Genomic DNA, 23139 nt, shown 5'->3' on the forward strand with positions numbered 1-23139 from the left:
TGTATGTTTTTACTTTAATATCAGAAATTTTAGATAACATCTATAATTGCAGTGAAAAATTAAAATAAAGCAGGGAGAACATGAATGGCATTAAAAATTGTAGATTCCCATTTTCATTTTTATGATAAGAAAATAAATAATTACCCTTTTTTAGAAAATTGTGATGATAATCTGGAATTATTATGGGGAAGAAATTACCAGAAAAAATTGCCAGAGTCTTATCTTCCTACCGATTATTTTAGAGATATGGAGGAGATGCAAATAGAAGGTCTGGTTATGGCTGAATTAGTGTCAACCGATCCACTCAAAGAAATGCAATTTGCTCAGAACATTGCAAATAAAAGTCAGCATCTATCAGCAGCAATTGCAAATATTAGCTTACGAGATAAAAATCTTTCACAACTTCTCAAAGAGTATCTTCAGATTCCTTTGATACGCTCCGTCCGCGATCATTTACTTTGGGATCCTAATAATCCTAATCGATGTTATACGGATAAAGCGGGGATTCTCCTAGAACCTGTCGTACAAGAATCGTTTACAATTCTTCAAGATTATCCCTTTAATTTTGAATTTGAAGTTTATGCACATGAAATACCCTCAGTACTTGATTATGCAAAAAAATTTCCTACGATTAAATTTGCGTTACATTGCATGGGTTGGCCATTAGATCAAACCCAAGCCGGTTTTTTAAAATGGGAAGACGATATGCGCCGCTTAAGTCAATGTCGCAATGTCTATGTGAAAATCACTGCCATTGAGTGTATTTTTGGTCTTGAATGGTCTTTAAATCAAATTGCTCCTTGGATAAAAGCAACAATTGATATTTTTAGTCCGACACGATGTATGTTTGGCAGTCATTTACCCATTACTAAATGTTCAAAAGGAGTTAAGGTTCTTTATGAGGCATATCAAGCTATAGTTAAAGACCTCTCAATACAAGAACAACAAGCTCTTTTTGCAGATACTGCGAAGGATTTTTATAATATTAATTAAGTGATCCTCTTCATTTTGACAAGCAGGTGTTACACATCTGCTTGATATAATTAAAAATGAAATGGGCATTGCGATGATTTTGATGGGTCTCAGCTCATCTGCGCTCCATTGTTCGATCTCATCTTTGTACTGTATGGTGAAAAAACATCTAATTTTGGACGATGTTTTATAAAGAATTTAAAATCAATCCCATATTGGTGATGAAGATGTTTACCAATTAACAAAACTGAAGCGTCTTAGTCATTGATCGCTCATTAAACTCCTTTATCAAGAAATCGATTTTTTCTCCTAACTGACTTTTGCCCATTATGGTTTCACTGGCTTTATAAAATGTTTGTGAAAAATAAGAATACATGGAGCTGGTATTGCTTTGTTGAGATTTTCGTCGCTGGATATCATTCTCATCCGTTTGCATTCTTTGTAATAACATTTTCATAAGTTCTTTGTATTCGCTCTCATGTTCATTATTTTCAAAACGGGAATAAAGACTTGCTGCATTTTGGACGTACTTAAGAATTAATTGTATTTTTGTATCAAAGATATCTCTACCGTTTTTATTGGTAGCAAGCTCAAATTCTTTTTCAAGGATGTATTCATATAATACAAAAGAAAATTGATAAATCCAGGGTATACTTCGAGTATTATTAAACGATGAATTGTCCTTAATGCACTTGATGATTTCAGGGCTTTTTTGATATAAGTCGTTTAAGGCATTCAAAAAGTTTTTCAAACTGGAGGTAAAAAACGTTTCGTACAGATCAGCGGTGAATGTTGTACCACTTTTGCTATTATGTTCATTAACAGTAGTGTTAACTTGCTCTAATGCGGTGGTAATTTCATTCAAAAGCTGTTGAAAATACTCATTATAATTATCACTGAGTTCTTTTGATTTAAGTGTTTTGATTAAACATCGAGCGAACTCATTTCTTTCGATTAATAATTCAGCTTCCTTACCTTTATAGGTTTTTTCATCCGCCTGTAATTTATAGGCATCATATATTTTTTCACAATAACGGATTGCAATTTCTCTAAAAATGCCCATTGTACCTCCCTTTAGTTATCTAGGCTTAGCGTCTTTTTATGCAATATGGAAATAAATCATTTTTAGAACAATGTTTTCGTTGGTAATGACGAAAACATATAATTTCCAGACTGTTCGTTATGTTAACTCACTGTAAGCTTTAGGAAAAGTGACTTTAGGCAATTTTAGAGCTTATATATTAGTTGAAGGTAAAGAATCAATATCCAGGCATAGGATTCCCAAGCCCAATTTCAGCACGTTAGCCTTTCTCATCACGAGGCCAACTGCTGTTTAAGAATGATAAAAATCGCTCACGAGGGTTGCGAAAAACCAATTTTAAGAAATAAGACTTATATATTCTTAGCGTATCAAAATAGAAAAAGTAGGTTAGGGATGCAGTTGGGTAATAATACGATCCAAATGGTTCGAAAAACTCTGAATTTCTTTTGAACTTAGAGTATCTAGGCCTCCTCGAATTAAACCACTTTCTCTTAGCGATTCATTTAAATGACGCATACTGAGAATTTGTTTCATATTGTTGGCAGAATAAAATATGCCACGTGGGTTCAGAGCAAACGCTTGTTTGGTAATAATCTGATCCGCCAAAATAATGTCCGCTGTAATGACCAGATCTTGGCTTTGTACCTGAGCGAGAATGTATTTATCGGCCCCATCAAATCCTGATTCAACTTTAACTCTTTTAATAAACGGCGAAGGGGGAATAGTTGCTAAGTGGTTTGCGACAATAATTACCAAGATATGGCGTTTCATGGCCGCACGAAATAAAATTTGTTTAATTACCTTTGGACAGGCATCACCATCAATCCAAATCTTCATTAATTGTCACTCATCTAAGCCGTTAACAAAATAGTTTTTCCATTCGTTACATTAATAAGTAACTTATGATTTAATTTGAAACATTGGGTATGTTGATACTTTAGCTTAAATGGTTTGAATAAAGCAAAAGATATTTTTGAGGTTGGTCTTGGCAGGACCAACCCAGAATTTCATTAAAAATGCTCTAATGTACTTGATTGCATGGGTTCTTTGGAAGTTTCTGTTGACATTTTTTTATGTACTACTGCTTTAAAAAAAGACTGCAATGTGCACGCATGACGGTAGATACTTTCTGATACAAAGTGGCTTGGAGTTCCCTCTTGATCTGATTTTAATATATGACCCTTTTCACGTGCTTCCTGGGCTTTCATAAAGGAAACCACACATTTATTTGTTGTTGGATTGAGTTCATAAACAGCTGCGTTATGCCAAGGAGTACCGCCGGGAGCATGATCTTCATTAAACCAGATACCAATTTTGTCGGTAGCTATTGTTTTAGGATGGCATGATAATCGTAGTGCTTCAGGCTCAATTATTGATAGATATTTGCTAAGTGCATCGCTCATTCGTGCTACACCACGAGCAATAACTTCAGCTTCCTTTTTAACTCTTGATTTTGATTTACTCGGATAGCCCATACTGAGTTCAGTTGTAAAAAATTGAATTTGGCCTCTGTATAAATTAAGGCTATTTATATCCTGATCAGTTTTAGGTTTTGAAATTCTTTGTCTGAAGCTTGTTTCACTTTCTGCGTATTTATTTAAATCAACAGTACCTGCTAAGTTAATAATTTTAATGTTTTTTAAATCGTTTTTTTCTATCATTTCATTTAATTTTGATAGATAATTTTCTCGTTTTTCTTGAGTATGAATATCAGGAAATACTTCTGCAAATGCAAATCCGTCTGAATAGATTACCATTTCGGCTCCAGGGCCATAAACGTCACCTATTTTCTTACAGATATTATTTAAGTGTTGTAAGGAGACTAATTCGGCCATATCAGGCGTATCGCCTAAAGTTTTCCCTCGTACTGGTGCTTTTTCTGGAAAGGCGGGTGCCACAAGTCGAATTTTTTTGCCTTGAAGTACCATACTTTCTACTTTATTTATGATCGACTCTGAAAATTCCGTGACTGCGTGACTTTCTTTTTCGTAGTCAGGAATTTTTCGATGTTCGGCTAATATATTCAAAATCTGAGTTGTCAGGGGGTGTGGCATCATAATACTCCAATATACTTTAGTCTTTATCTACTTAATCTCCTGACTTTGTTTAATTATAAAATTTCAATTAATCAAAAATATTTCATATAGATTAAATAGTGAGCTTGTATGATATATTCTAAACATTAAGGAAATATTAAGATCGATCCAATATGATTCATTTGGTATGATAGATTTTCATGTTGATTAAAATAAATTCTTTTTGATTGCAAATAATAAGTGAGGTATAAGTTATCTGTATAATTTTGGTTGACGCTCTAATGATTATTAGGTTTTTTCTTTTTTTGCTGGTGGAACTACGATGGCAAAAGGTTCATTAAAACTGCCTTCTATGGTTTTGTTTAATAACCTAACTCGTATCAAAACTTCTGTAGTTTGGCTATCCTCGGAACATTCTATGTCATACAGGGCACGTTTACAATTTGCAACCTGATGAACTGTATCTATAGGGCTACTGTCTTTATCAATCACTTTTTGATTTTTCAGATCAAAAACGGTTAATTCTAAGTGACTGAGTTTCCACTCCGATCCTTCAGGAGTGTATCCCACTCGTCGTTCATGTACTAAAGTAACTTTTTGTCCCCTAGTAAGTGTGGTACGGTATTCCCATATTGGATTTTTTACAGTCAGCTCACCTTCTACAATATTTTTTCTTTGTTTAAACGCTTTTTCCATGTTGAGGTAACCCCAGCCATAAGTTCTATTCCAGGCTGAGCCCATGATTTTAGAATGTCTGGAGTCTTCAGTACCTGCATCAGTCCAAGTATCAGCACTATTAATAAGTAATGCTTTAATTGCCATAGGATTTTGAATTCCGGCATCTTGTACTAATAGTGCTGAAGCACCTACATGTGGAGCTGCCGAGCTGGTTCCACCCATAAGACGATAGCCATCTTTGTAGTTCATCGCATTGGAATAAATAAAACCATAAACTTTGGGATCAGGAGCACAAGTCATAGTATCATGACCTGGAGCAGTTAAATCAGGTTTGCGCCTACCAAAAGGGGTAGGTCCTCGACTGCTGGTATTCCTAATACGGTGCTTTTGTCTCTCTGCAGATTTAGCCACAGTATTATTTTCAGTGACAAGTGTATTCATATTGGCTATGGTCAGCCCATTATAATTGTCACCTGGCACAGTCAGCGTGGAAGCATAAGGAACTTGTTGTGTTGCTTCTATATATCCAGCATTCCCGGCTGATTTTACCCAGAGAATTTTTTGAGTATTAACTATGTAGTCTATCACTTTTGCAAGCCCACTCCATTCAGGGCACGCAGGACAATTTAAATCTAATCTACCGTTTCCCATACTGTAATTGATGAGGGTAGGTTTTACTTCAGCACGATTCAACATCCAATCTAAGGTTTCCATAGTGAGTAGAATACTTGTAGGATCTGCTGTTTCTTCTCCGGCTAATCCAGAAATAATAGTCGATGCTCCATAAGCCATACCTTTGTATTTTTCATTGGTGCTCGCATAAATACAAGCTACGCCAGTTGCATGAGGTTCTTTTACACCATTAATATGATTAGAATATCCTGAGCCTACATCTTGACGTACAATTAACCTTTTATTAGATAAGGCAAGATGTAAAGGATCTACTCCGGTATCGATGATACCAATAACTCCTTTTTGACCTGTATAACCATTAGCCCACCAATTTTCTGCATGAGGATAAAAAGTTGAAGGTACCAGTTTTAAAGCTTGGGCAGTAATATCTAATTCGACTTCAGCTGATTTATGTGAAGAGATTTGCGCTGCAGCATCAAAATTAGCAATTTGATCGAGCAAATTACGATCCTTAGGAAGTTGTATTGCCACAGCAGGCATGAAACCTAAATCTTGTACATGTACTCCCTGAATTTTTTTTATTTCATCAATAAATGATTCTTTTTCTGAGAGATGATGCAAAAACACGATAAGTGATAAAGAATGCTTTATTTCTAATTTTTTGGTGTGTTTGACAGTATCGAGAACATCAACATCAATTATTGCTTTTGCAAAAAGAATGGGATTTACGGCAAATAAAAAGATCGTTATGTAAAATCTTCTGAGTATGTACTGCATGCAGAGCCTCATATTTAGATTCTAAACTGAATGAATTTTTTATTTATTCGAGAGTAAAATAATCCTTACCGTCTCTAACAATCTCCTACAATTAGAATGATTCTAAAGCAAGTGTTTGAAAGATAAAAGCTATTCTTTACATTTAAACCTTCAGCAAAAATTTCCCCAGTAATCAACAGATAATAAATCAGGTTCTAAACGAATAAATTTTAAATTCCAATCCAATTGCGTCAATTGAGACAACGGCATCATTTAAAATAGATAATAGGGCATATGAGCATAATAATGTTCACGATCTGAGTTGCAAGATATCATCCAATTTTTGGAGTAAAAAAATCAATTTACTTTGGAGCTTGTAATTTATTGTTCCGTAAGAGTAAACTTGGGCCATAAATGCGGTATGGGAATGATTTTTTATCTATAAATTTAATAAAAAACAATAGGTTGAAGAGCAATTGCCATCTAGAAATACACCCATTATGCCGTAGTGACTTTAACCAAAGAGATATCTTTTTTTAGATCACTATGTATCAGATCTATTGACGATGTCATAATTATATGCAATATAGGTATTTAATTTTCAATTATTAAGAACATGTATTTTTCAAGGGTCGTTTGTTATGGGTAAACATGCCAAAATTTCATTATTTAGTGCAACAGCTCTTTCTGCTACTGCTATGGTTGGATCAGGATGGCTTTTTAGCGCTCAATTAAACGCTAAAATTGCAGGAAATTATTCTTTTGTTGCGTGGATTTTGGCGGCATTATTAGTGATGGCGGTTGGGTTATGCCTTGCACAAGTTGCATCAATTTATCCGGTTCGAGGAGCAACTGCTCGTTCTAGTGCGTTGTCACACAATAATATTTTTGGTATGCCTTTTGCCTTTGCCAATTGGTTTGGATTGATGGTAACTATTGGTACAGAAGCTCAAGCGACTACGCAATATTTAGCTGCTGCAATTAAAAGCGATGTTTTGATGACGGAACACTCATTGACTCTTTGCGGTAAACTGTTTGCATTGAGTATCTTAGTAGTTTATTTATTAATCAATTACTTTGGTATTAAGTTACTCGCTAAAATAAATAATACGGTTACAGTAATTAAAATTCTTAGCCCAATTTTTACTATTATTGTTTTTTTAATTATGCGTTTCGACACGAGCAATTTTAGTTTAGATACAAGTTCTCAATATGGTGTGGGCTCAGCAGTTACTGCAATCATTTCGGCAGGCTTAATTTATTCTTATAATGGATTTCAATTAGCTGTGGCTTTTGCGAGTGAAATAGAGAATCCAAAACGGAATATTCCTTTATCAATCATTCTTTCAATTGTTATTGTGATGTGTGTTTATATGCTATTGCAATTATCGTTTATGGGGGCGGTGCCTCACGATATGTTAGCTAGTGGTTGGAGTAGTCTGAATTTTCATTCACCTTTAATTAATTTAGCAATGTTACTAGGCGTCAATTTTTTAGCAATGATTCTGATCGCTGATAGTATTGTGAGTCCATCAGGGACAGGATATTCTTATTTAGGTGGGGCCTCGCGAATGTTCTATGCTATGGCCAAAGAAGGGCAAATGCCAAAAAGAACTATTACTAAATTACATCCTCGATATAATCTGTGTCGTCGCTCGTTATTGATTAATTTTACGTTGACTGCAATATTTCTTTGGAATTCAGATAGTTGGGCTTCATTAATGGTCATTGTTACTGGTTATCATTTAATTGGCTATATGGCTGCACCAATTAGTATGGGAGCTATCAAGCCCAACACCAGAATATTTGGGATTATTATCTTTTGTGTACTTGGTTTGATGATGAGTACTCTGCCTGCTGGTGATTTCCTAAAGATGAACTTATCCATCTCAATTTTGATGATAATTTACGGAATAATACAGATCACAAGGAGAATGAAAGTAACGACATTATTAGTATTATCAACACCTTTTCTGACTTATTTGTGGTTAATTTATTTTTATCAAAATATTTATTATATCTTAATAATGTCCTCTCTTTTTTATGCGTTGATCACCCATAAAGAATACGTCAAATTATGCAAGGAAACTCAATTTATTGCTGACGATGATGATGTTGTGGTGAAAGCAAATCAAGGATCAACGATCATCTCAACAAGTACTTAACTTAACCTGGGTTACGGAAGGAATTATATAAGATCTATTATGCTTCGGATAAGCCGAAGCACGTAGGTGATGAGGACTAAATTGTCGATGCTCTAAAACTGTAAGATGTACTTATTGTAATTTCTAATATATTGGGGTGAGAATTCGTATTGTAATAAAGCGTGATTAACTAATTGTAATAATGTAAGGTCATTTGGCTTCACCGCGATTCCCAAACCATAGCCATATAATATTGGTCTGCCTATTGTTTGCACTTCACCTGATGAATTGGCTGCCCAATAAAGCGCAGAAGGATTATCCATAATTACAAAATCAATTTTTTCATTCTGCAATGCTTCTAACATCTCTTCGGTACTATGAACGCCATAAAACGGAACAATAGTTGCACCTTTTATGTTCATTTCGTTAATTTCATTTTCAAAGATAGAGTCTCCATCCACCCCAATCCGTTTGTTATTTAAAAGATCTAAACGCAGTGGTTGATCCGCATATTTATGGTTTGTAAGAAATCTGGAATAGCTTAACAAATAGGGGTTACTGAAATTAACTAAGCGCAAACGATCCGGAGTGATAGAAATTGCATTGATCGCTATATCAATCTCTTGTCTATTTATTGCTGGGAGCATTTCTTTGAATTTCATGGCATGAAAAGTGCAAGTACGACGCATAATTTTACAAAGGTCAGCTGCCATTTCGATATCAAAACCAAAGAGCTCATTATTTGCTCCTTGCATGACGAAAGGAGGATAAAAGCGTCCTATCCCCACTTTCAAAGGTTGATCTTGTGCATAAACAGTGGCAGTAAAGCAAAAGAAAAAAAACAACAAACCTTTAAAAAATTTCATGAGTACCTTCTATTTAAGTATCTATATTTAAAATAATAAATTAAATCAAAAAAAATGACATCGTCCAATTCTATAATTTAGGATAATTATTCAGGAGTATAGCCTGCTGGTTTTTCCGAGCCTTCGCCGAAAAAGTATTTTTGCATTTCTTCTTTTAAAAAGTCCCGTGCTTTGGCTTCCATTAAGTTCAAGCGATATTCATTAATGAGCATGGTTTGATGATTTAACCACATATTCCAGGCTTGTTTTGATACTTCATTATAAATTCGTTCTCCTAATGATCCTGGGAATGGTGGTTTTAGCATGCCTTCGGCATCTTGTTTTAGTTTACAACAATGTACTGTTCTGGTCATATTTGCCTCATAGTTCATAACACCGCTATAGTTTACGTGTTATTTGGCAAATTTGTACTTAAAATCGCTTATTTTTTTAGTCAGAACGATGTTTGGCTTGAGCTAATAAAATATGTTGCGAAAGAATTTGCTCTTGTTCAGTTGTTAATTCATTAAACGATACTGCGGTACGGTAATTATGTTCATTCTGATATTGACTGTAAACTACAGTACTTTCAACAATGATGGGTATCATTTTGGGTTTGGTATAAATGACTAACTTTAAAAGCGTTTTCTCTTTAATCAGATCAGGAGTTTTAAATGCCATTCCACCTAAACTTATATTAACTTTGCGTAGATGAATAGTATTTGTCATGAGCATTTGTCTCGATAAATAATCGATTTTTGCATTAAGTAGATTAAGATAATGAGCTATGGTTGGCTCTTTGAGTGCTATAACTTGGGTTAACTCGGCCATTTCATAATCAATTTCTTGAAAATAATGAGCCGCTTCTAAATACCGTTGCCCGTTTTTTCCTAAGAGTTGCTCCACAACCGCTCGATCAGGACATAATTCCCCCGGTTCTATAATTTGGTAATTAAAGTAGATGTGATCTTCTACCCGGAAATGTTGACGTCTTTCATGTATAGGCATAATAGCTCCATTTACTACCTTAGTGAAAAAATTAATTCATCTGACTCAAAAAGAGAGTGAAATTTGTTCTTGTTCATTAATTTCCTCGGTATTTGTTACTGCCATTAACGGTTCTTTTGTAACAGTATAAAGTCCTTTTTCTAAATCTGCCCTATTAATAATTATAGGATCAACTGGATTTAATTCACTATATTGTTGTGATGCTAATAAAACTGTAAACGATTTAGGGGTGCGTAAACTATGTATTGTCTTTTCAGCTGTATTTGATAACTCGCGACTTTCTTGTTGTGCCTCTATATAGTTTCTTGTGTTATTTACCCTTTGAATACAGTTATCCAAAAAGCATATAAATTGAGAATCATTAGTTTTATCGTATTTTATTGCCTCCATAACTACGGTATTAAACTCCGAAATTCTATCCAATTGTAATGCAGCAATAAATGCATTATTTAATTGAGCTGGAATCTCTAAAGTAGGGATGAATTTCTGTAATTGTTGTTGCACATCAAAGTAGAATTTTTTAAGTACATGTTTACAAAATCCCTTGTCATAAGCTGTAGTGAGGTATGCTTTGAGTTGATTTTCAGTTTCAGCAATCAATGTTATTTTTTCATCCACAGAAAGTGTGTCACAGTCCATCTTTGTGTGATAGGAGTTGATTGTATTTATCACGTGAGACCTATTACCCACATTATATGCTTCTTTAATGACGGTTAAATCCATAAGATCTAAGTAATTGATAGAGGGATCTAGAATTAATTGATGTTCAGGGTGAAGTAGATTTTCATTTAATAACATTAATTGTTCTTTGCTTATAAGTACTGTTTTGACTGAATTAATGATTATCGAGTCACTTTTGCTGCGACGTTTAATAAACTCAACCATAGCTGCAGAAATTTTGTCAGTAAAAGTGAGTTGAATGTAGCCATTGCGTAGGTCATCTATTTGTTTAATCGTATTGAACTGTCTGTAGGTCCATGGGTTTTTATAGGGGCGTCCATCATCACTAAATAAGATTGGATTATGCATCAATTTTTCGAAAATCAATGCTTGTCTTATCTCTATAGAATTGATCTCTCCAGTTGTTTGAGGAAGCAAATTTTCTATTGTTGCGATGCGTTCTTGTATTTTTGTTTTAAGTATCTCAGCATCTTTTTCAAGAATTATCAAGTTGTTCAACTGAGTTGTGAGACGAGTATATTTTTCATGGCTCTGGTTTTTTTGCAGCTTCCGCTGAATTTTAGTTATTTTCTGATGATGTTGCCATGTAACATGATTTGCATATTGAATGAGTTTATCTTTTAGAGTTTTAAGTCGCATGATGCTTGCAAATTTGGAATTAAATGATGAATCTTCAATAATAGTGCGATTACGTCCTATGCCATGACGTGTATGTTTTCGAAGAAATTCACCAGGTATTAAGCAAAGACGTGAATCAAGAATAAATTTATCCGTATCCATTAACGATTGATCAAAAATAAAAAGAGACTTCCCCCCCTTTAATGCTTTATTTTGACAATTGCCGCCTAGGGTATCAGGATCACTACATATATAGAACAAACCCAATGCATTACTGAAATCATCAATGAAACAATCTGCTTCTATACCTTCACCTATAGGTTTAATCGTAGAGTAATGAGTGTAGGTCTTACCACTGAGCCAAGATGTAAATGTTTTTCCTGAAGAAAATTCACTTAATAAACGTATGTCGGAAAAAAGAATAAATAACGCCGGATGATCATTATAAGTAATAGAGATCGTAATGGCTGTATCTAGCCCCAATAAGCGAGAAATATTAAGTGCCATAGCTTCATGTTGAACTTCTCTAATATCACCGCGTTTAGGCAGCTTTATTATGGCTTCGGTACAAAGTTTATACTGTTCTCTTGCCGCATAATAATCATCTATACGAAGGTTAATTGAGCATTCACACAGATTGCGTAATTGCTTTTTTACACTCTTTAAGCTCACTAATGGGATTTTTTCTGTAACGCCCCCTATATCTTCCTCTAGCATACAATAATCGAGGGTGGAGCCATTGTTTTGAGTAATACTTATTTGTTTTAATTCATTGATTTTTTTAAGATCCTGGAGGATAGTTACTCTTTTTTGTATTTTTTCTTTTTTAGAATTGTTATCAACTAAGTTAATTTCTTCTTGTAATTGTAAAATTTGTAAAGTAATTTGTGAGGAGCTAGACGCATCAAAAGTTATCGCTTCAGGAACGGTTTGTAGTAAAGTATACAGTTTTGCTCTACTGTTTCTAATTAAGTCATTTAGTTCGGGTTCTATTTCGGAAAGCACTTTGGCTGAGCGTGCATAATAATCATCATTGGGTAATGCAACGATATCATGTGCATTTAAAGTATAACGTATGCCTTCTTCGGCTTTTTTAAGACTAATCCTCTTTAATAGAGGAGGAGAGCCTGGCTTAAGAGTAGCGGAATATTTAATGATGCCACACAACTCGTGCCATTGGTTTGGATCGGTTTCAAGCGTTTCAAAATTAAATAAGCCATTGTGATGAAGTTCAATATGCTTTAATAAAACATTCAGATCAGCATAAATCTCTAAATCCTCATCCTTTAGATCAACTGCAATAGGATTTTCACTTTTTTCTGTTAAGAAACGTTTAATAATCCTATTTTTTTGTACCAACTCCATATGTTTTAGGTCCTTATGAAAAAATTGATCCAATTTGCTTATAAATATAGACAATTTTGATGCTTTTGGTCAAAAAGTAATTAAAGATTGTTGTAAGATCACGATTTATTACCCATTATGATCTTTATTCAAAAATAAAGAACCAATTGTTTTAGTCAATTATTGAGAAAATTACTACTTAAATAGCTTGTTTTATGCTTTAATAACTAGTATTTCAAGTTCAAAAAAGGTTTGTCATGACTTTTGTAGTTACAGAAAGTTGTATTAAATGTAAGTATACGGATTGCGTAGAAGTTTGTCCTGTTGATTGCTTTTATGAAGGACCTAATTTTTTAGCCATTCATCCCGAAGAATGCATTGACTGTGCTTTGTGTGAACCGGAATGTCCTGTTAATGCAATAGTTTCTGAAGATGACTTAACGCCTGAGCAGCAGCAATTTAAAGAATTAAATGCAAAGCTTGTTACGAATTGGCCTAATATTACATCTAAAAAAGATGCGCCGTCGGATGCTAAAGATTGGGAACAGATTAAGGATAAACTTCAATATCTACAAGAAGAGTGGTAGAAATCACCTCACTCATTCAATCATGTCAGCGAGCCCTTGGTGAGAAAGGACGACTTTCTACAGCAATTCCTGGGTTTATGGCACGTGCACCACAATCTGATTTGGCTGTAGCGATTGCTGCAGCAATCGATGAAAAATCCACTCTTGTAGCCGAAGCAGGAACTGGAACAGGTAAGACATTTGCCTATTTGTTACCTTGCTTATTAAGTGGAAAAAAAACACTCATTTCTACTGCTACTAAAACGTTACAAGATCAACTCTATCAAAAAGATTTACCAACTTTAGTCAGAGCATTAGGATTATCAGTACGTGTACAAAATCTCAAAGGTAGAGCGAATTATATCTGTCAATATCGTGTCGCGTTATATTCGGAGGAAGGACAATTTCAAAACCCACAATGTGCTCATGAAGTGGCTCATGTTCGAAGTAAATTATCACAAATGAAAAATGGGGATCGCTCTGAATTACCTGAGCTAAGCGAGGATTCTTCGGTCTGGCCTTATGTAACTTCAACCGTAGATAATTGCTTGGGTGTTGAATGCTCTCACTATGAAACATGTTTTCTAGTCAAAGCGCGTAAGCGAGCGTTAGATGCAGATGTAGTAGTGATCAACCATCACCTTTTTTTTGCTGATTCACGTCTAAAAGAAGAAGGATTTGGTGAGTTACTACCCGGAGTTGATGTCGTTGTTTTTGATGAGGCACATCAACTTGCTGAAATAGCAACTCATTTTAATGGAGAGCGAATTGGAACGCGACAGTTTCGTGATTTATTGGATGATCTTATTAAGGAATGGCCTGTTTTCGATCGTGCCAATCAGCCTTTAAAAGCGTTAAGCCATAAAGCAGACCAGTTAATGGATGAGTTAGTAACACGCTTACCTGCAGAGGAGCGAGTGAGTTGGGAGGAAATAAAGCGAAATAAATCATTTATGAGTATTTGGGAACATTGGTTGGCATTGAACGATGAGTTAATGGAGTGTTTCAATGAGATCGCTCTTGCTGAATTTCCCGGACTTGCGCGTTGTAAAGAGCGACTCATCGATTTTGCTAGAATTCTATTAATTTTTACTGAGGAAACTAAGGATAAAATTAGATGGTTGGAGCGTTTTAAACATACTTTAGTTTTTCATGTTACACCCTATGATGTTGCTGAGTCGTTTAGCGAATTACTAAAAAGACAATCATGTACTTATGTATTTACTTCTGCAACGCTAACAATGGCGGATTCCTTTGATTGTTTTTGTAAACCTTTAGGGCTACATGGAATTAAGACTTTAGTATTGCCTAGTCCTTTTAACTACCAGCGGCAAGCATTATTGTATTTACCTAGAGGTTTACCTGATCCTAAAAACGCTTCTTATAATGAATTATTAATCGAACGCGCTATCCCACTTATTGAAGCTTTAGGGGGACGTAGCTTTTTTTTATTTACCAGCCATAGATCTTTAAAACATGTTGCTCAAATAATGTCCAATAATTTAAACTATCCGTTACTTATTCAAGGAACAGAAGCAAAACCTATTTTATTAGAACGTTTTAGGCAATTAGGGAATGCAGTTTTGTTAGGAACTTCAACGTTTTGGGAAGGCGTTGATGTAAAAGGGGAGGCGCTATCTTGCGTTATTATTGATAAAATACCTTTTTCTAGCCCAGTAGATCCCGTAATTCGTGGTAGAATGGCTTATTTGAAGGAAAAAGGATTATCGGGTTTTGATGAGTTATCTTTACCTAGTGCCGTAATCGCTTTAAAACAAGGGGTGGGGCGCTTAATTCGAGATAACACGGATAAAGGTGTATTGATGATCGCTGATCCTCGTCTTACTGGTAGAGAGTATGGTAGGCGAATATTAGCAAGTTTACCACAATTACCGAAAACCCGAGAAGAACACAAAGTACTTCAATTCATTAGAGAATTAGAGTTGACTTATGAAGTTATTAGCGATTGATACATCGACCGAAATAGCCAGTATAGCGTTGCTAACTGGAAAAGAGTTACTTTGTGACGAGCAAAGCAACCCTAAAACGCACACCCAATTTATTTTGCCTATGATTGATAAGTTAATGGTAAATGCTGGTTTGCACATGAATCAACTTGATGGCATTGTATTTGGGCGAGGACCTGGAAGTTTCACGGGTTTGCGTATTGCTTGTAGTATTGCAAAAGGGTTGGCTTATGCGCATGATTTGGGATTAATTCCAGTAAGTAATTTAGTTGCTATTGCCTGGTCAGTTCGTCAACAAAGGCAAGGAGCGCATTTACCTGTATTAACAGTACTGGATGCGCGCATGCATGAAATGTATTGGGCTTATTTCGCTAAAGATCAATGGATGGCGGAGGAAAAGGTCAATCCCGTATCTGAAATGAGTATACCTGAAGAGCAGTCTATAATCCTTGCAGGAGTAGGGATAGATTTATACTGGGAAAATTTTACTTCTAAAACTAAATCACAAGTTAGTGAAAAATTGCTTATAAATCCTTCTGCAGCTGCTATGATTCAATTTGCCCAGTTTTCTGCATTAAAACCGGTCTCAGCAGGTGCCGCGCACCCTGTGTATATCCGAAATAAAGTCACTTAGGAGTCTTTCATGGATAAAAAATTATTGGAACTATTAGTTTGTCCTCTATGTAAAGGAAAATTACTATTAAAAAAGCAAGAACTGATCTGTAAGTTTGATCGGCTGGCTTTTCCTATTCATGATGATATTCCGGTAATGTTGGAGCATGAAGCTCGAGTTATTCCATTGGAAGAAAAAGATAAGTTATAGAAAAATTGTACCGAACATCGCCCTTCGCGAAAGCGGAAGGTCTAATACGAATTTGCTAAATATTGAGCGCTTTGTTTCTGGAACGATTGGCATTCTTTTAATTTGTAGATTCTGTGTGTCCCAAGATCTTGATCTGAATCTTCTACACATCTTGTCTATCGCAAATAAAACAGGATCCAATTATTTCTTTTGCAGAAGAAGACGGTATTGAGAGCATCGTCACCCTCTGCGTAAGCAGGGGGTCTCGTAAGCGTATGACTGCAAGGTGAAGTTTAGAGCAAAGATTGGTTGCTTTTAGACCTTCCGCTTTTGCGGAAGGCGACGGTATTGAGAAGTTTTTTTTAATCTGTAGATCCAGGGCTCCCTAAAAAACAATTTGATTCCATTTTTTGCGGAGTATCTTCTAGCGATATTTTATGTTCATATTTACTAAATAGCCCTAATTTTGAAGTTTGCGGTATTATTGGTGCAACTTGCTGGTGAGCGGATACGAGTAGCCTCTCCTCAATTTTTAAATAGTCTAAGAAAGCTAACAAATTTGTTGGTAGGATATGATTTAGATTTTTATTCTCGAAAATATAACGATGAATTACTTGAAATTCTTCTAACAATTGAGGATTAATAAGCAAGGGCTTTAGTACTTCTAAATCTAACTCCTGCATATTCTTTACGATCGTTAGAAAAGAAATTGCCGCAGATTGTTCTGAATCTCTTTGTGCTGCCTTCAACGCTTGCTTTGCTATTTCTAAGTAATTCTCTGCTAAACATTGCTTCCATTGCATTACCTGATAAAAAACGATGGCATTTTCAACAGACACTACATCAGATAAGGATTGATCGCCAGTGCATAGTTTCAAGGGATGAGAGGCGGCAACTAATTGTGTAAATGTATTATTCTCAAAGCGAAACAAATTAATAATCCGTAATTGAGGAAGATCTTGAGGTGAAGGATTTTTATAAAGGGCTTCCTCATGAATCGTATTATTTTTTTGTGTGATAAAGCGGATTTGACTGTATTTCTGATAATCAATATTAAGTCCATTCAGTTGTTCTCTTGTAATAGGTACAACAATATCGACATCTTTCTTTTTATCTTGTTCTGCAACCGAAAGAGCCATTCGAACGAAGTTACTGACATTGGCTCCTTTATTTGCAGTTCGTAGTGCATCTTTATTAGCATAACCGAAAAATAGCATATGATTTGCCTCATATGCTTTCGCTTGGTCCTCAGATACTCCAGGCTGAGCAGTAGACTGAACTTCAGTTTCTGATGAATCATGTTGGGGCATAGGAGTTTTAGCTAGAGTGCACTCGGGGAATAGAACATCAAGAATAATTTGTTGCTTTTGTATTTGCGTTAAAGGATGCCCATCAGTAGGAGGAAGAATGAATATACCCATTTCATCTTCACCCAGCCCCGTTTTTAATTCAATAACGTCAGGTTGAGTTTTTCTAACCCCAAAAGAATATTCTAAGCAAGAAATAATTTGTTTCTTAAATTGATATTTTAATTGTTCCAGATGATTATCGGTTAAAAAGTGAAAAGTAGGGAACGCTAAAATAGCATCTGTTCGCTTAAGATTTGTAATGATTTTCTTCTCTAGGAACAACTCATCCCAACTGTTTATTTTATCAATGAAAAGAGTATCAGAAGTTGCTAATTCATCAGGAATTTCTGCAACTCTCCCTTTAATAATCCAATGAATGGTTAATTTAGGATGAGCCGATTTTAATAACCGGATTAAACGAGCTGCTGCGTTATAATCTCCTAAAGTACCCCAAGAGACTTCGGTGAGAATGGTTAATTGATTTTGAGTGTTTAATCGTTGCTGTTCAGAAATATCTTTTATTTTTGCTCCATATAATATTGCTTCACGCAAAATAATTTTCAAATGGCTTTCCATCAAATGTTTTTTAAATAATCCAAGATCAATAAAAGGGCTTTTGTTCTCTTTAATGTCTATTATAGTTTGAGCAAACTGGTTTAATTCAGTAAGTTCATCCACAGATAATTTAAATGTTTCTGCGTAAAAACTGACAGTCTTAAGAAAAATATCTTTTGCATTTTTATCTTTAACCCGCACGAGTTGGTAATAATCATTAATGATTTGATATAGAGTCACTTGAGGTTTTGGAGAGGTGTCCAGAGGCATCATAGGGTTTTTTGTTTTTTTTATCTGGTGATGAGGTGCTATGATTTTTTTTGTTTTTAAAAGATCACTATAACCATGATTAGGATTTATTGGAAAATAGTTTTGATTGTTTGTTTTTGGATTTTGACTACCTAGCGTGTTTTGTTCCTCAGGCTCTATGGTGAGGTATTTTTTTAATTGCGCCATTAAAAAATCTTGTTGATTTTCTGGAGCATCAGAAAGTTTTATTAAAAGAGATTTTTGCGCGGGGGTAAGTTCTGAAAACATGAAATTAGCTAACTATTTATATTAATAGTGGGTAATTTTAAGACATTTTGATTTTATTTCAAATATATTTTGCAATTTTTAAATGGTTTAAACCTTAAACTACAAGATAATCTGTTAAGATTGGATAATAACTTTATGATTTATAATATTTATTGCTTATTAAATAATTTTTTTATTTCTTGGTAATGTATTTTTTGCGCCAATACAATAAAAATGCAGGAATCATCATTAATATAATTCCCATTGAAAAAACAAATCTAAAATGCGCTGCACTGCCGAAATTCATAAATTCAACTGGAGGAATAAATCCTACTATTAACGTCATAGTGCAACCGCACAATCCTAAAATACAGGTTAAATAATAACCCATTTTTTTACCAGGTATGGCAAAAGGTCTTTTCATATGCGCGAATTTACTCTTTAATTTCCATGCAGCAATAAACATTAAAACATACATCATAATATAAAGTTCTGTACTTAATGCTGTAAATAACCAATAAATAGCATTCACGGTTGGAAATAATAGAAAGCCACTACAGAGAAGCGTTACTAGAATTGCTTGAATAATTAAAATTCGTGAAGCAACCCCGCGCTTATTTAATTGACATAAAAAATTAGGTAAGAAATTATGATTAGCTGCCATGAGCAAACCTTTGGCAGGTGAAATAATCCAGTTGATCATGCTGCCTAGACTACCTAATAACAGAAGGACGATGAGAATGGGTAATAACCAGGATAAGTTATACGCATATAAAAAGTTATTAAAGGCTTGTAATACGCCATCAATAAGACTGATTTTTTCTTTAGGTAGAACAAAAGCAATTGCTAAAGAACCAAAAATCATGGTAGTCAAAATGAGCAACACCGAAAAAAACATCGCTCGGGGAAAATTTTTCTGTGGGTTATCCACGTTACGAACGTGAACTGCTGCAAGCTCCATACCCAGAAAAGAGGTCATAATTGCGGTGAGAGACACCCAAGATTGGCTGTCACTCCATTGGGGCAATAAATGAGGCAAACTTAAATCAATGGCTATAGGATTTCCTTTAATGACCCAAACAGCCGCAAGAAAAATAATAAATCCCATGGGAATGATCATCCCTAAAATGGCGCAAAGGCCTGCAAAATGGGCTGAAGCACGTAAACCCGATAAAGCAATAAAAGTTAATGACCAAAATATAATGAGAATAACAGCAATTAAATAATACTTATTTTGCGCGAGTTCAGGATTGATCAAATAAGCAAGTACTCCCGCAATAAACGATAAAATAGTTGGATACCAAACTAAGGTATTGATCCATTGTAGCCAAATAGTAAAAAAGGCTAGATTCTCACCATAAGCATGTTTTACCCAACTGTAGATTCCCCCTTCTTCATCAGACCAGGTTGATGATAATTCTGCTGAGACTAAAGCAACAGGGATTAAAAATACAATTGCCGAAAAAATAAAGAAAAAAATTAATGAAGAGCCGAATAAAGCTGTTCCTGGTAGATTTCTGATGCTATCAATTGCACCAGTAATCAATAAGACCAACGCAAGCACAGATATTTTTTCAGAAGACCAATTGTTCATTAATTAATTCTATTTGCTAAAATGATATACATTATATAGGAAGTTATTGATTGATGTTACAATTTTTTATCCTACCAAAAAATCTTTATTCTTTTTTAAGAAAATTAACTGTTTTGAAAAATTTTTGTGAGTACTGGATAAGGATTTTATTAGATTAGGTCCAGTGTTTACCTGATTCCGTTTTGCTGAGGAGATCCTTCAGCATCGTCCGTAGCTTTAGCAGGAGTAAATGCTTCGAGGCGACCTAATGCTTCCTCCAACTCTACTGCCATTGACTTAGAAATTTGGCGTCGTCCTCGCGACGAAAGCGGGGACCCATTTTGAGGCACCCTGCTCAAAAGAAATGGATTTCCGCTTTCGCGAAAATGACGACCCCTTAAGTCAATGGCAGTGCTCCTCCTCAGCTCAGTAATGATTCATTATCTTGGAGAGAGGTTACGATTCGTTCTTTTTAAATCCGCCTCTACACGCTGGAGATTGCGCAACAGTGTTGTTTCTTTTTTCCCATTCATCAGGAGTAAACAAATGCATGCTTAACGCATGTAATCCCAGTTCAAATTCTTTGTAAAGCAACTTATTTAATAATCTATGTCGAGCAATTCGCGATAAGTCATTGAAATGAAAGGATACCACAGTTACTTTAAAATGAGTTTGCGCTCCTTCTGGAACATGATGATTGGCTGACTCATCCTCAACATTTAAATAAGCAGGGGTTAGTTCTTGCTTTAATAATTCTTCAATACGGAACTTACGAGACATATTCAACTCTAAATACTTATTAACTTATTCATATCATATAAAATAAAAAAGCCGCTTGAAAGCAGCTTTTTAAAAGAGAATAATTAAATGCGACAGTTTGCAGGAACATATCGGTTATTTGCAGCTGCGTTTACTGCGCAGGTCCAAGTAATGGCACCTGTGGGTGGAACCCCTGCAGCAATAGCAGCACCACCGGACTGAGGAGTTAATGTAATGACAACATTTTGTGCAGCTGCAGTATAAGTGATTGTAATTTGTCCTGTATTAGCATTTACAGCTATAGCATTCACATTACCTGTTGCTGCAGGTGCAACCCAACCTTGGCTTAAATTAGCAGCACCACTTGATGCATTCTCAGAAACTGTGGTTTTTGCCGAAGAGGCGAGGCTTAATCCTTCTGTAACACGAGCTCTAACGACGTAATCCTGATATGCTGGAATAGCAATTGCGGCAAGAATTCCTACTATTGCCACTACTATCATCAATTCAATTAAAGTAAAACCCTTCTGCTTCATTGTTAGCTCCCTAATTTAAAATAAGCAAATCAAATGCAACTCCATCACAAATAGGCTAAACAACGATACAACAAACCTTACCCTGGTTGAAAAAGATAAAGTCCTATTTGATCTTTTCTTTTATTATTAAGTTTAGCAGATGCTATACCTAATATGCATAATTTTTGCATTTATTGCGCTTTGTATATTTATATTAAATATACATTTTTTGGTAACTCTCTACGTTATCTTCACTGCTATTGGCAAGGGTTTCGTCATTTTCGCGAAAGCGGAAATCCTTTTCTATTTGAGCTGGTGCCACATCAAAATAGGTCCCCGTTTTCGCGAGGACGACGGCAAGCTCCTTAAGTCAATGGCAGTGAAGATGACGTAGGGCGTTACATTTTTAAAAATAAATAGTAAATGGACGAAGCCATTGCCGAATACAGATTTCAGCAGGTTGCACTGCAATTAGGTTCGGTTTTGCTTCGCCAGATATTTTAAGCTATTTAATTTGAAGTACCTTAGGTACCAGTTTATTCTTTAAACGCACATAATCTGGAAGTCCATTTATATAATCAGGATAAGCTTCGCCTTGAATCAATGGCGATAAATAACGTTTGCATGCTTCGGTAATTCCCATCCCATCTGCGGCAATATATTCTTTGGGTAACGCTTTCTCTTGGTTAGCGACATCAGCTAGGGCAGCATGACCTATGGACCATTGATAAGGTTCATCTTGCTCACGAATGATAATAGGCATAATGGCATTATGTCCTTTAATGGCAAATTCTACGGCTGCTTTGCCTAGAGCATAAGCTTGTTCCAAATCCACTTTAGATGCAATATGGCGAGCAGCTCGTTGCAGATAATCAGCAACCGCCCAGTGATATTTATAATTAAGTTCGGTTTTAATGAGCTGAGCAATGACTGGGGCAACTCCGCCTAATTGGGCATGACCAAAAGCGTCTTTTAATCCTGCATCGCTTAAAAACGTACCTTCAGTAGTACGAATTCCCTCTGAAACAACAATAACGCAATAACCATAGGTTTTGACACATTCATCTACTTTGCTCAAAAACTTTGTAGGTTCAAAAGCGACTTCAGGTAATAAAATAATATGCGGTGGTTCATTAGGGCTTTGGCTCGCTAAACCACTTGCTGCCGCAATCCATCCAGCATGACGTCCCATGACTTCAAGAATAAAAACTTTTGTTGACGATGCTGCCATTGAAGCAACATCAAACCCCGCTTCTCTGGTGGATACAGCTACATATTTAGCTACAGATCCAAAGCCTGGGCAAGCATCTGTAAAAGGAAGATCATTATCTACTGTTTTTGGTATACCGATACACGTGATGGGATAACCCATAGTAGCACCCAATTGCGATACTTTATAGGCTGTATCTTGTGAGTCGCCACCTCCGTTATAGAAAAAATAGCCTATATTATGTGCTTTGAATACTTCGATTAATCGTTGGTATTCCTCCCCATCATTTTTTAGTTTGTATCGGCACGATCCAAAAGCACCAGCAGGAGTTTGTAATAATTTAGCGATATCTTCATCACTTTCAAATGATGTATCAATAAGTTCCTCATGTAACGCTCCGATAATTCCATTTTTGGCAGCATAGACTTTTCCTATATGTTGAGGATAGAGTTTCGCTGTTTGGATTACTGCGCAAGCTGAGGCATTAATGACCGCAGTGACGCCTCCTGATTGAGCATATATCGCATTTTTTATAGTCATTCTATCTCCTTATTCATTTGAGATGCGCAG

Annotated in this window: 20 protein-coding genes; 6 read left to right on the forward strand and 14 right to left on the reverse strand. The window is 35.4% G+C overall.

Annotated elements, in window-relative coordinates; all coding sequences use genetic code 11:
- Positions 1 to 84 precede the first annotated feature (84 nt).
- Positions 85 to 993 (forward strand): amidohydrolase family protein, encoded by a 909-nt coding sequence (locus tag Lgra_RS12440; RefSeq protein ID WP_058499590.1) that lies wholly within the window; start codon positions 85 to 87, stop codon positions 991 to 993.
- Between the two features lie 217 nt (positions 994 to 1210).
- On the opposite strand, the gene Lgra_RS12445 is transcribed toward Lgra_RS12440, so the two are convergent.
- The 4 genes from Lgra_RS12445 to Lgra_RS12460 all read right to left on the reverse strand — a co-directional run bounded on the left by Lgra_RS12445 (position 1211) and on the right by Lgra_RS12460 (position 6138).
- A complete protein-coding gene (locus Lgra_RS12445) occupies positions 1211 to 2035 on the reverse strand; it encodes a hypothetical protein (RefSeq protein ID WP_058499591.1) in 825 nt (274 codons plus the stop codon).
- A gap of 366 nt (positions 2036 to 2401) precedes the next feature.
- Positions 2402 to 2851, reverse strand: a complete 450-nt coding sequence (locus Lgra_RS12450; RefSeq protein WP_058499592.1) for a YaiI/YqxD family protein — start codon at positions 2849 to 2851, stop codon at positions 2402 to 2404.
- 173 nt (positions 2852 to 3024) lie between these two features.
- Entirely contained in the window at positions 3025 to 4071 is a 1047-nt protein-coding gene (locus tag Lgra_RS12455; protein WP_238584443.1) for an L-tyrosine/L-tryptophan isonitrile synthase family protein, read from the reverse strand.
- Positions 4072 to 4338: 267 nt separating this feature from the next.
- Positions 4339 to 6138, reverse strand: coding sequence for a S8 family serine peptidase (locus tag Lgra_RS12460; RefSeq protein ID WP_058499594.1), 1800 nt, complete (start codon positions 6136 to 6138; stop codon positions 4339 to 4341).
- Positions 6139 to 6758: 620 nt separating this feature from the next.
- On the opposite strand from Lgra_RS12460, the gene Lgra_RS12465 reads away from it, so the two are divergent.
- Positions 6759 to 8282 (forward strand): APC family permease, encoded by a 1524-nt coding sequence (locus Lgra_RS12465; RefSeq protein ID WP_058499595.1) that lies wholly within the window; start codon positions 6759 to 6761, stop codon positions 8280 to 8282.
- A 92-nt stretch (positions 8283 to 8374) separates the two neighbouring features.
- Here the strand turns inward: Lgra_RS12465 and Lgra_RS12470 are convergent, their stop codons facing one another.
- The 4 genes from Lgra_RS12470 to Lgra_RS12485 all read right to left on the reverse strand — a co-directional run bounded on the left by Lgra_RS12470 (position 8375) and on the right by Lgra_RS12485 (position 12778).
- On the reverse strand, positions 8375 to 9127 hold the full coding sequence (locus Lgra_RS12470) for a transporter substrate-binding domain-containing protein (protein ID WP_058499596.1): 753 nt from the start codon (positions 9125 to 9127) through the stop codon (positions 8375 to 8377).
- An 86-nt stretch (positions 9128 to 9213) separates the two neighbouring features.
- Positions 9214 to 9480, reverse strand: a complete 267-nt coding sequence (locus Lgra_RS12475) for an oxidative damage protection protein (RefSeq protein ID WP_058499597.1) — start codon at positions 9478 to 9480, stop codon at positions 9214 to 9216.
- Between the two features lie 76 nt (positions 9481 to 9556).
- Positions 9557 to 10114, reverse strand: coding sequence for a PilZ domain-containing protein (locus Lgra_RS12480; RefSeq protein WP_058499598.1), 558 nt, complete (start codon positions 10112 to 10114; stop codon positions 9557 to 9559).
- A 45-nt stretch (positions 10115 to 10159) separates the two neighbouring features.
- Positions 10160 to 12778 carry a hypothetical protein gene (locus Lgra_RS12485; protein ID WP_058499599.1) on the reverse strand — a complete coding sequence of 873 codons (2619 nt, stop codon included), beginning with the start codon at positions 12776 to 12778 and terminating at the stop codon, positions 10160 to 10162.
- Between the two features lie 236 nt (positions 12779 to 13014).
- On the opposite strand from Lgra_RS12485, the gene fdxA reads away from it, so the two are divergent.
- From fdxA to Lgra_RS12505, 4 genes are read left to right on the forward strand one after another with little or no spacing between them, the layout of a single operon-like run.
- Positions 13015 to 13344: a ferredoxin FdxA gene (fdxA, locus tag Lgra_RS12490; protein ID WP_058499600.1), complete on the forward strand. Its 330-nt coding sequence runs from the start codon at positions 13015 to 13017 to the stop codon at positions 13342 to 13344.
- On the forward strand, positions 13338 to 15293 hold the full coding sequence (locus tag Lgra_RS12495) for a DNA repair helicase YoaA (RefSeq protein WP_058499601.1): 1956 nt from the start codon (positions 13338 to 13340) through the stop codon (positions 15291 to 15293). Before fdxA ends, Lgra_RS12495 begins: the two co-directional genes overlap by 7 nt.
- Entirely contained in the window at positions 15274 to 15924 is a 651-nt protein-coding gene (gene tsaB, locus Lgra_RS12500; RefSeq protein ID WP_058499602.1) for a tRNA (adenosine(37)-N6)-threonylcarbamoyltransferase complex dimerization subunit type 1 TsaB, read from the forward strand. Before Lgra_RS12495 ends, tsaB begins: the two co-directional genes overlap by 20 nt.
- 9 nt (positions 15925 to 15933) lie before the next feature.
- On the forward strand, positions 15934 to 16113 hold the full coding sequence (locus Lgra_RS12505) for a Trm112 family protein (protein WP_058499603.1): 180 nt from the start codon (positions 15934 to 15936) through the stop codon (positions 16111 to 16113).
- 341 nt (positions 16114 to 16454) lie between these two features.
- On the opposite strand, the gene Lgra_RS12510 is transcribed toward Lgra_RS12505, so the two are convergent.
- The 6 genes from Lgra_RS12510 to Lgra_RS12530 form a co-directional block, all read right to left on the reverse strand.
- Positions 16455 to 18533 carry a hypothetical protein gene (locus Lgra_RS12510; RefSeq protein ID WP_058499604.1) on the reverse strand — a complete coding sequence of 693 codons (2079 nt, stop codon included), beginning with the start codon at positions 18531 to 18533 and terminating at the stop codon, positions 16455 to 16457.
- A gap of 172 nt (positions 18534 to 18705) precedes the next feature.
- Positions 18706 to 20106: an APC family permease gene (locus Lgra_RS12515; RefSeq protein ID WP_058499605.1), complete on the reverse strand. Its 1401-nt coding sequence runs from the start codon at positions 20104 to 20106 to the stop codon at positions 18706 to 18708.
- A 167-nt stretch (positions 20107 to 20273) separates the two neighbouring features.
- Positions 20274 to 20435, reverse strand: coding sequence for a hypothetical protein (locus Lgra_RS18335; protein ID WP_157068271.1), 162 nt, complete (start codon positions 20433 to 20435; stop codon positions 20274 to 20276).
- A 106-nt stretch (positions 20436 to 20541) separates the two neighbouring features.
- Complete coding sequence (locus Lgra_RS12520) at positions 20542 to 20865, reverse strand: BolA family protein (protein WP_058499606.1); 324 nt, start codon at positions 20863 to 20865, stop codon at positions 20542 to 20544.
- A gap of 83 nt (positions 20866 to 20948) precedes the next feature.
- Positions 20949 to 21380 carry a pilin gene (locus Lgra_RS12525; protein ID WP_058499607.1) on the reverse strand — a complete coding sequence of 144 codons (432 nt, stop codon included), beginning with the start codon at positions 21378 to 21380 and terminating at the stop codon, positions 20949 to 20951.
- 484 nt (positions 21381 to 21864) lie between these two features.
- On the reverse strand, positions 21865 to 23109 hold the full coding sequence (locus Lgra_RS12530) for a 6-phosphofructokinase (RefSeq protein ID WP_058499608.1): 1245 nt from the start codon (positions 23107 to 23109) through the stop codon (positions 21865 to 21867).
- Positions 23110 to 23139: the final 30 nt, after the last annotated feature.

Source organism: Legionella gratiana (assembly GCF_001467695.1).
GTDB classification, from domain to species: domain Bacteria; phylum Pseudomonadota; class Gammaproteobacteria; order Legionellales; family Legionellaceae; genus Legionella; species Legionella gratiana.

Coding starts and splice junctions, on each gene's coding strand:
- Lgra_RS12440 (WP_058499590.1), top strand. CDS start 85: ATGGCATTAAAAATTGTAGATTCCCATTTTCATTTTTATGATAAGAAA.
- Lgra_RS12445 (WP_058499591.1), bottom strand. CDS start 2,035: ATGGGCATTTTTAGAGAAATTGCAATCCGTTATTGTGAAAAAATATAT.
- Lgra_RS12450 (WP_058499592.1), bottom strand. CDS start 2,851: ATGAAGATTTGGATTGATGGTGATGCCTGTCCAAAGGTAATTAAACAA.
- Lgra_RS12455 (WP_238584443.1), bottom strand. CDS start 4,071: ATGATGCCACACCCCCTGACAACTCAGATTTTGAATATATTAGCCGAA.
- Lgra_RS12460 (WP_058499594.1), bottom strand. CDS start 6,138: ATGCAGTACATACTCAGAAGATTTTACATAACGATCTTTTTATTTGCC.
- Lgra_RS12465 (WP_058499595.1), top strand. CDS start 6,759: ATGGGTAAACATGCCAAAATTTCATTATTTAGTGCAACAGCTCTTTCT.
- Lgra_RS12470 (WP_058499596.1), bottom strand. CDS start 9,127: ATGAAATTTTTTAAAGGTTTGTTGTTTTTTTTCTTTTGCTTTACTGCC.
- Lgra_RS12475 (WP_058499597.1), bottom strand. CDS start 9,480: ATGACCAGAACAGTACATTGTTGTAAACTAAAACAAGATGCCGAAGGC.
- Lgra_RS12480 (WP_058499598.1), bottom strand. CDS start 10,114: ATGCCTATACATGAAAGACGTCAACATTTCCGGGTAGAAGATCACATC.
- Lgra_RS12485 (WP_058499599.1), bottom strand. CDS start 12,778: ATGGAGTTGGTACAAAAAAATAGGATTATTAAACGTTTCTTAACAGAA.
- fdxA (WP_058499600.1), top strand. CDS start 13,015: ATGACTTTTGTAGTTACAGAAAGTTGTATTAAATGTAAGTATACGGAT.
- tsaB (WP_058499602.1), top strand. CDS start 15,274: ATGAAGTTATTAGCGATTGATACATCGACCGAAATAGCCAGTATAGCG.
- Lgra_RS12505 (WP_058499603.1), top strand. CDS start 15,934: ATGGATAAAAAATTATTGGAACTATTAGTTTGTCCTCTATGTAAAGGA.
- Lgra_RS12510 (WP_058499604.1), bottom strand. CDS start 18,533: ATGTTTTCAGAACTTACCCCCGCGCAAAAATCTCTTTTAATAAAACTT.
- Lgra_RS12515 (WP_058499605.1), bottom strand. CDS start 20,106: ATGAACAATTGGTCTTCTGAAAAAATATCTGTGCTTGCGTTGGTCTTA.
- Lgra_RS12520 (WP_058499606.1), bottom strand. CDS start 20,865: ATGTCTCGTAAGTTCCGTATTGAAGAATTATTAAAGCAAGAACTAACC.
- Lgra_RS12525 (WP_058499607.1), bottom strand. CDS start 21,380: ATGAAGCAGAAGGGTTTTACTTTAATTGAATTGATGATAGTAGTGGCA.
- Lgra_RS12530 (WP_058499608.1), bottom strand. CDS start 23,109: ATGACTATAAAAAATGCGATATATGCTCAATCAGGAGGCGTCACTGCG.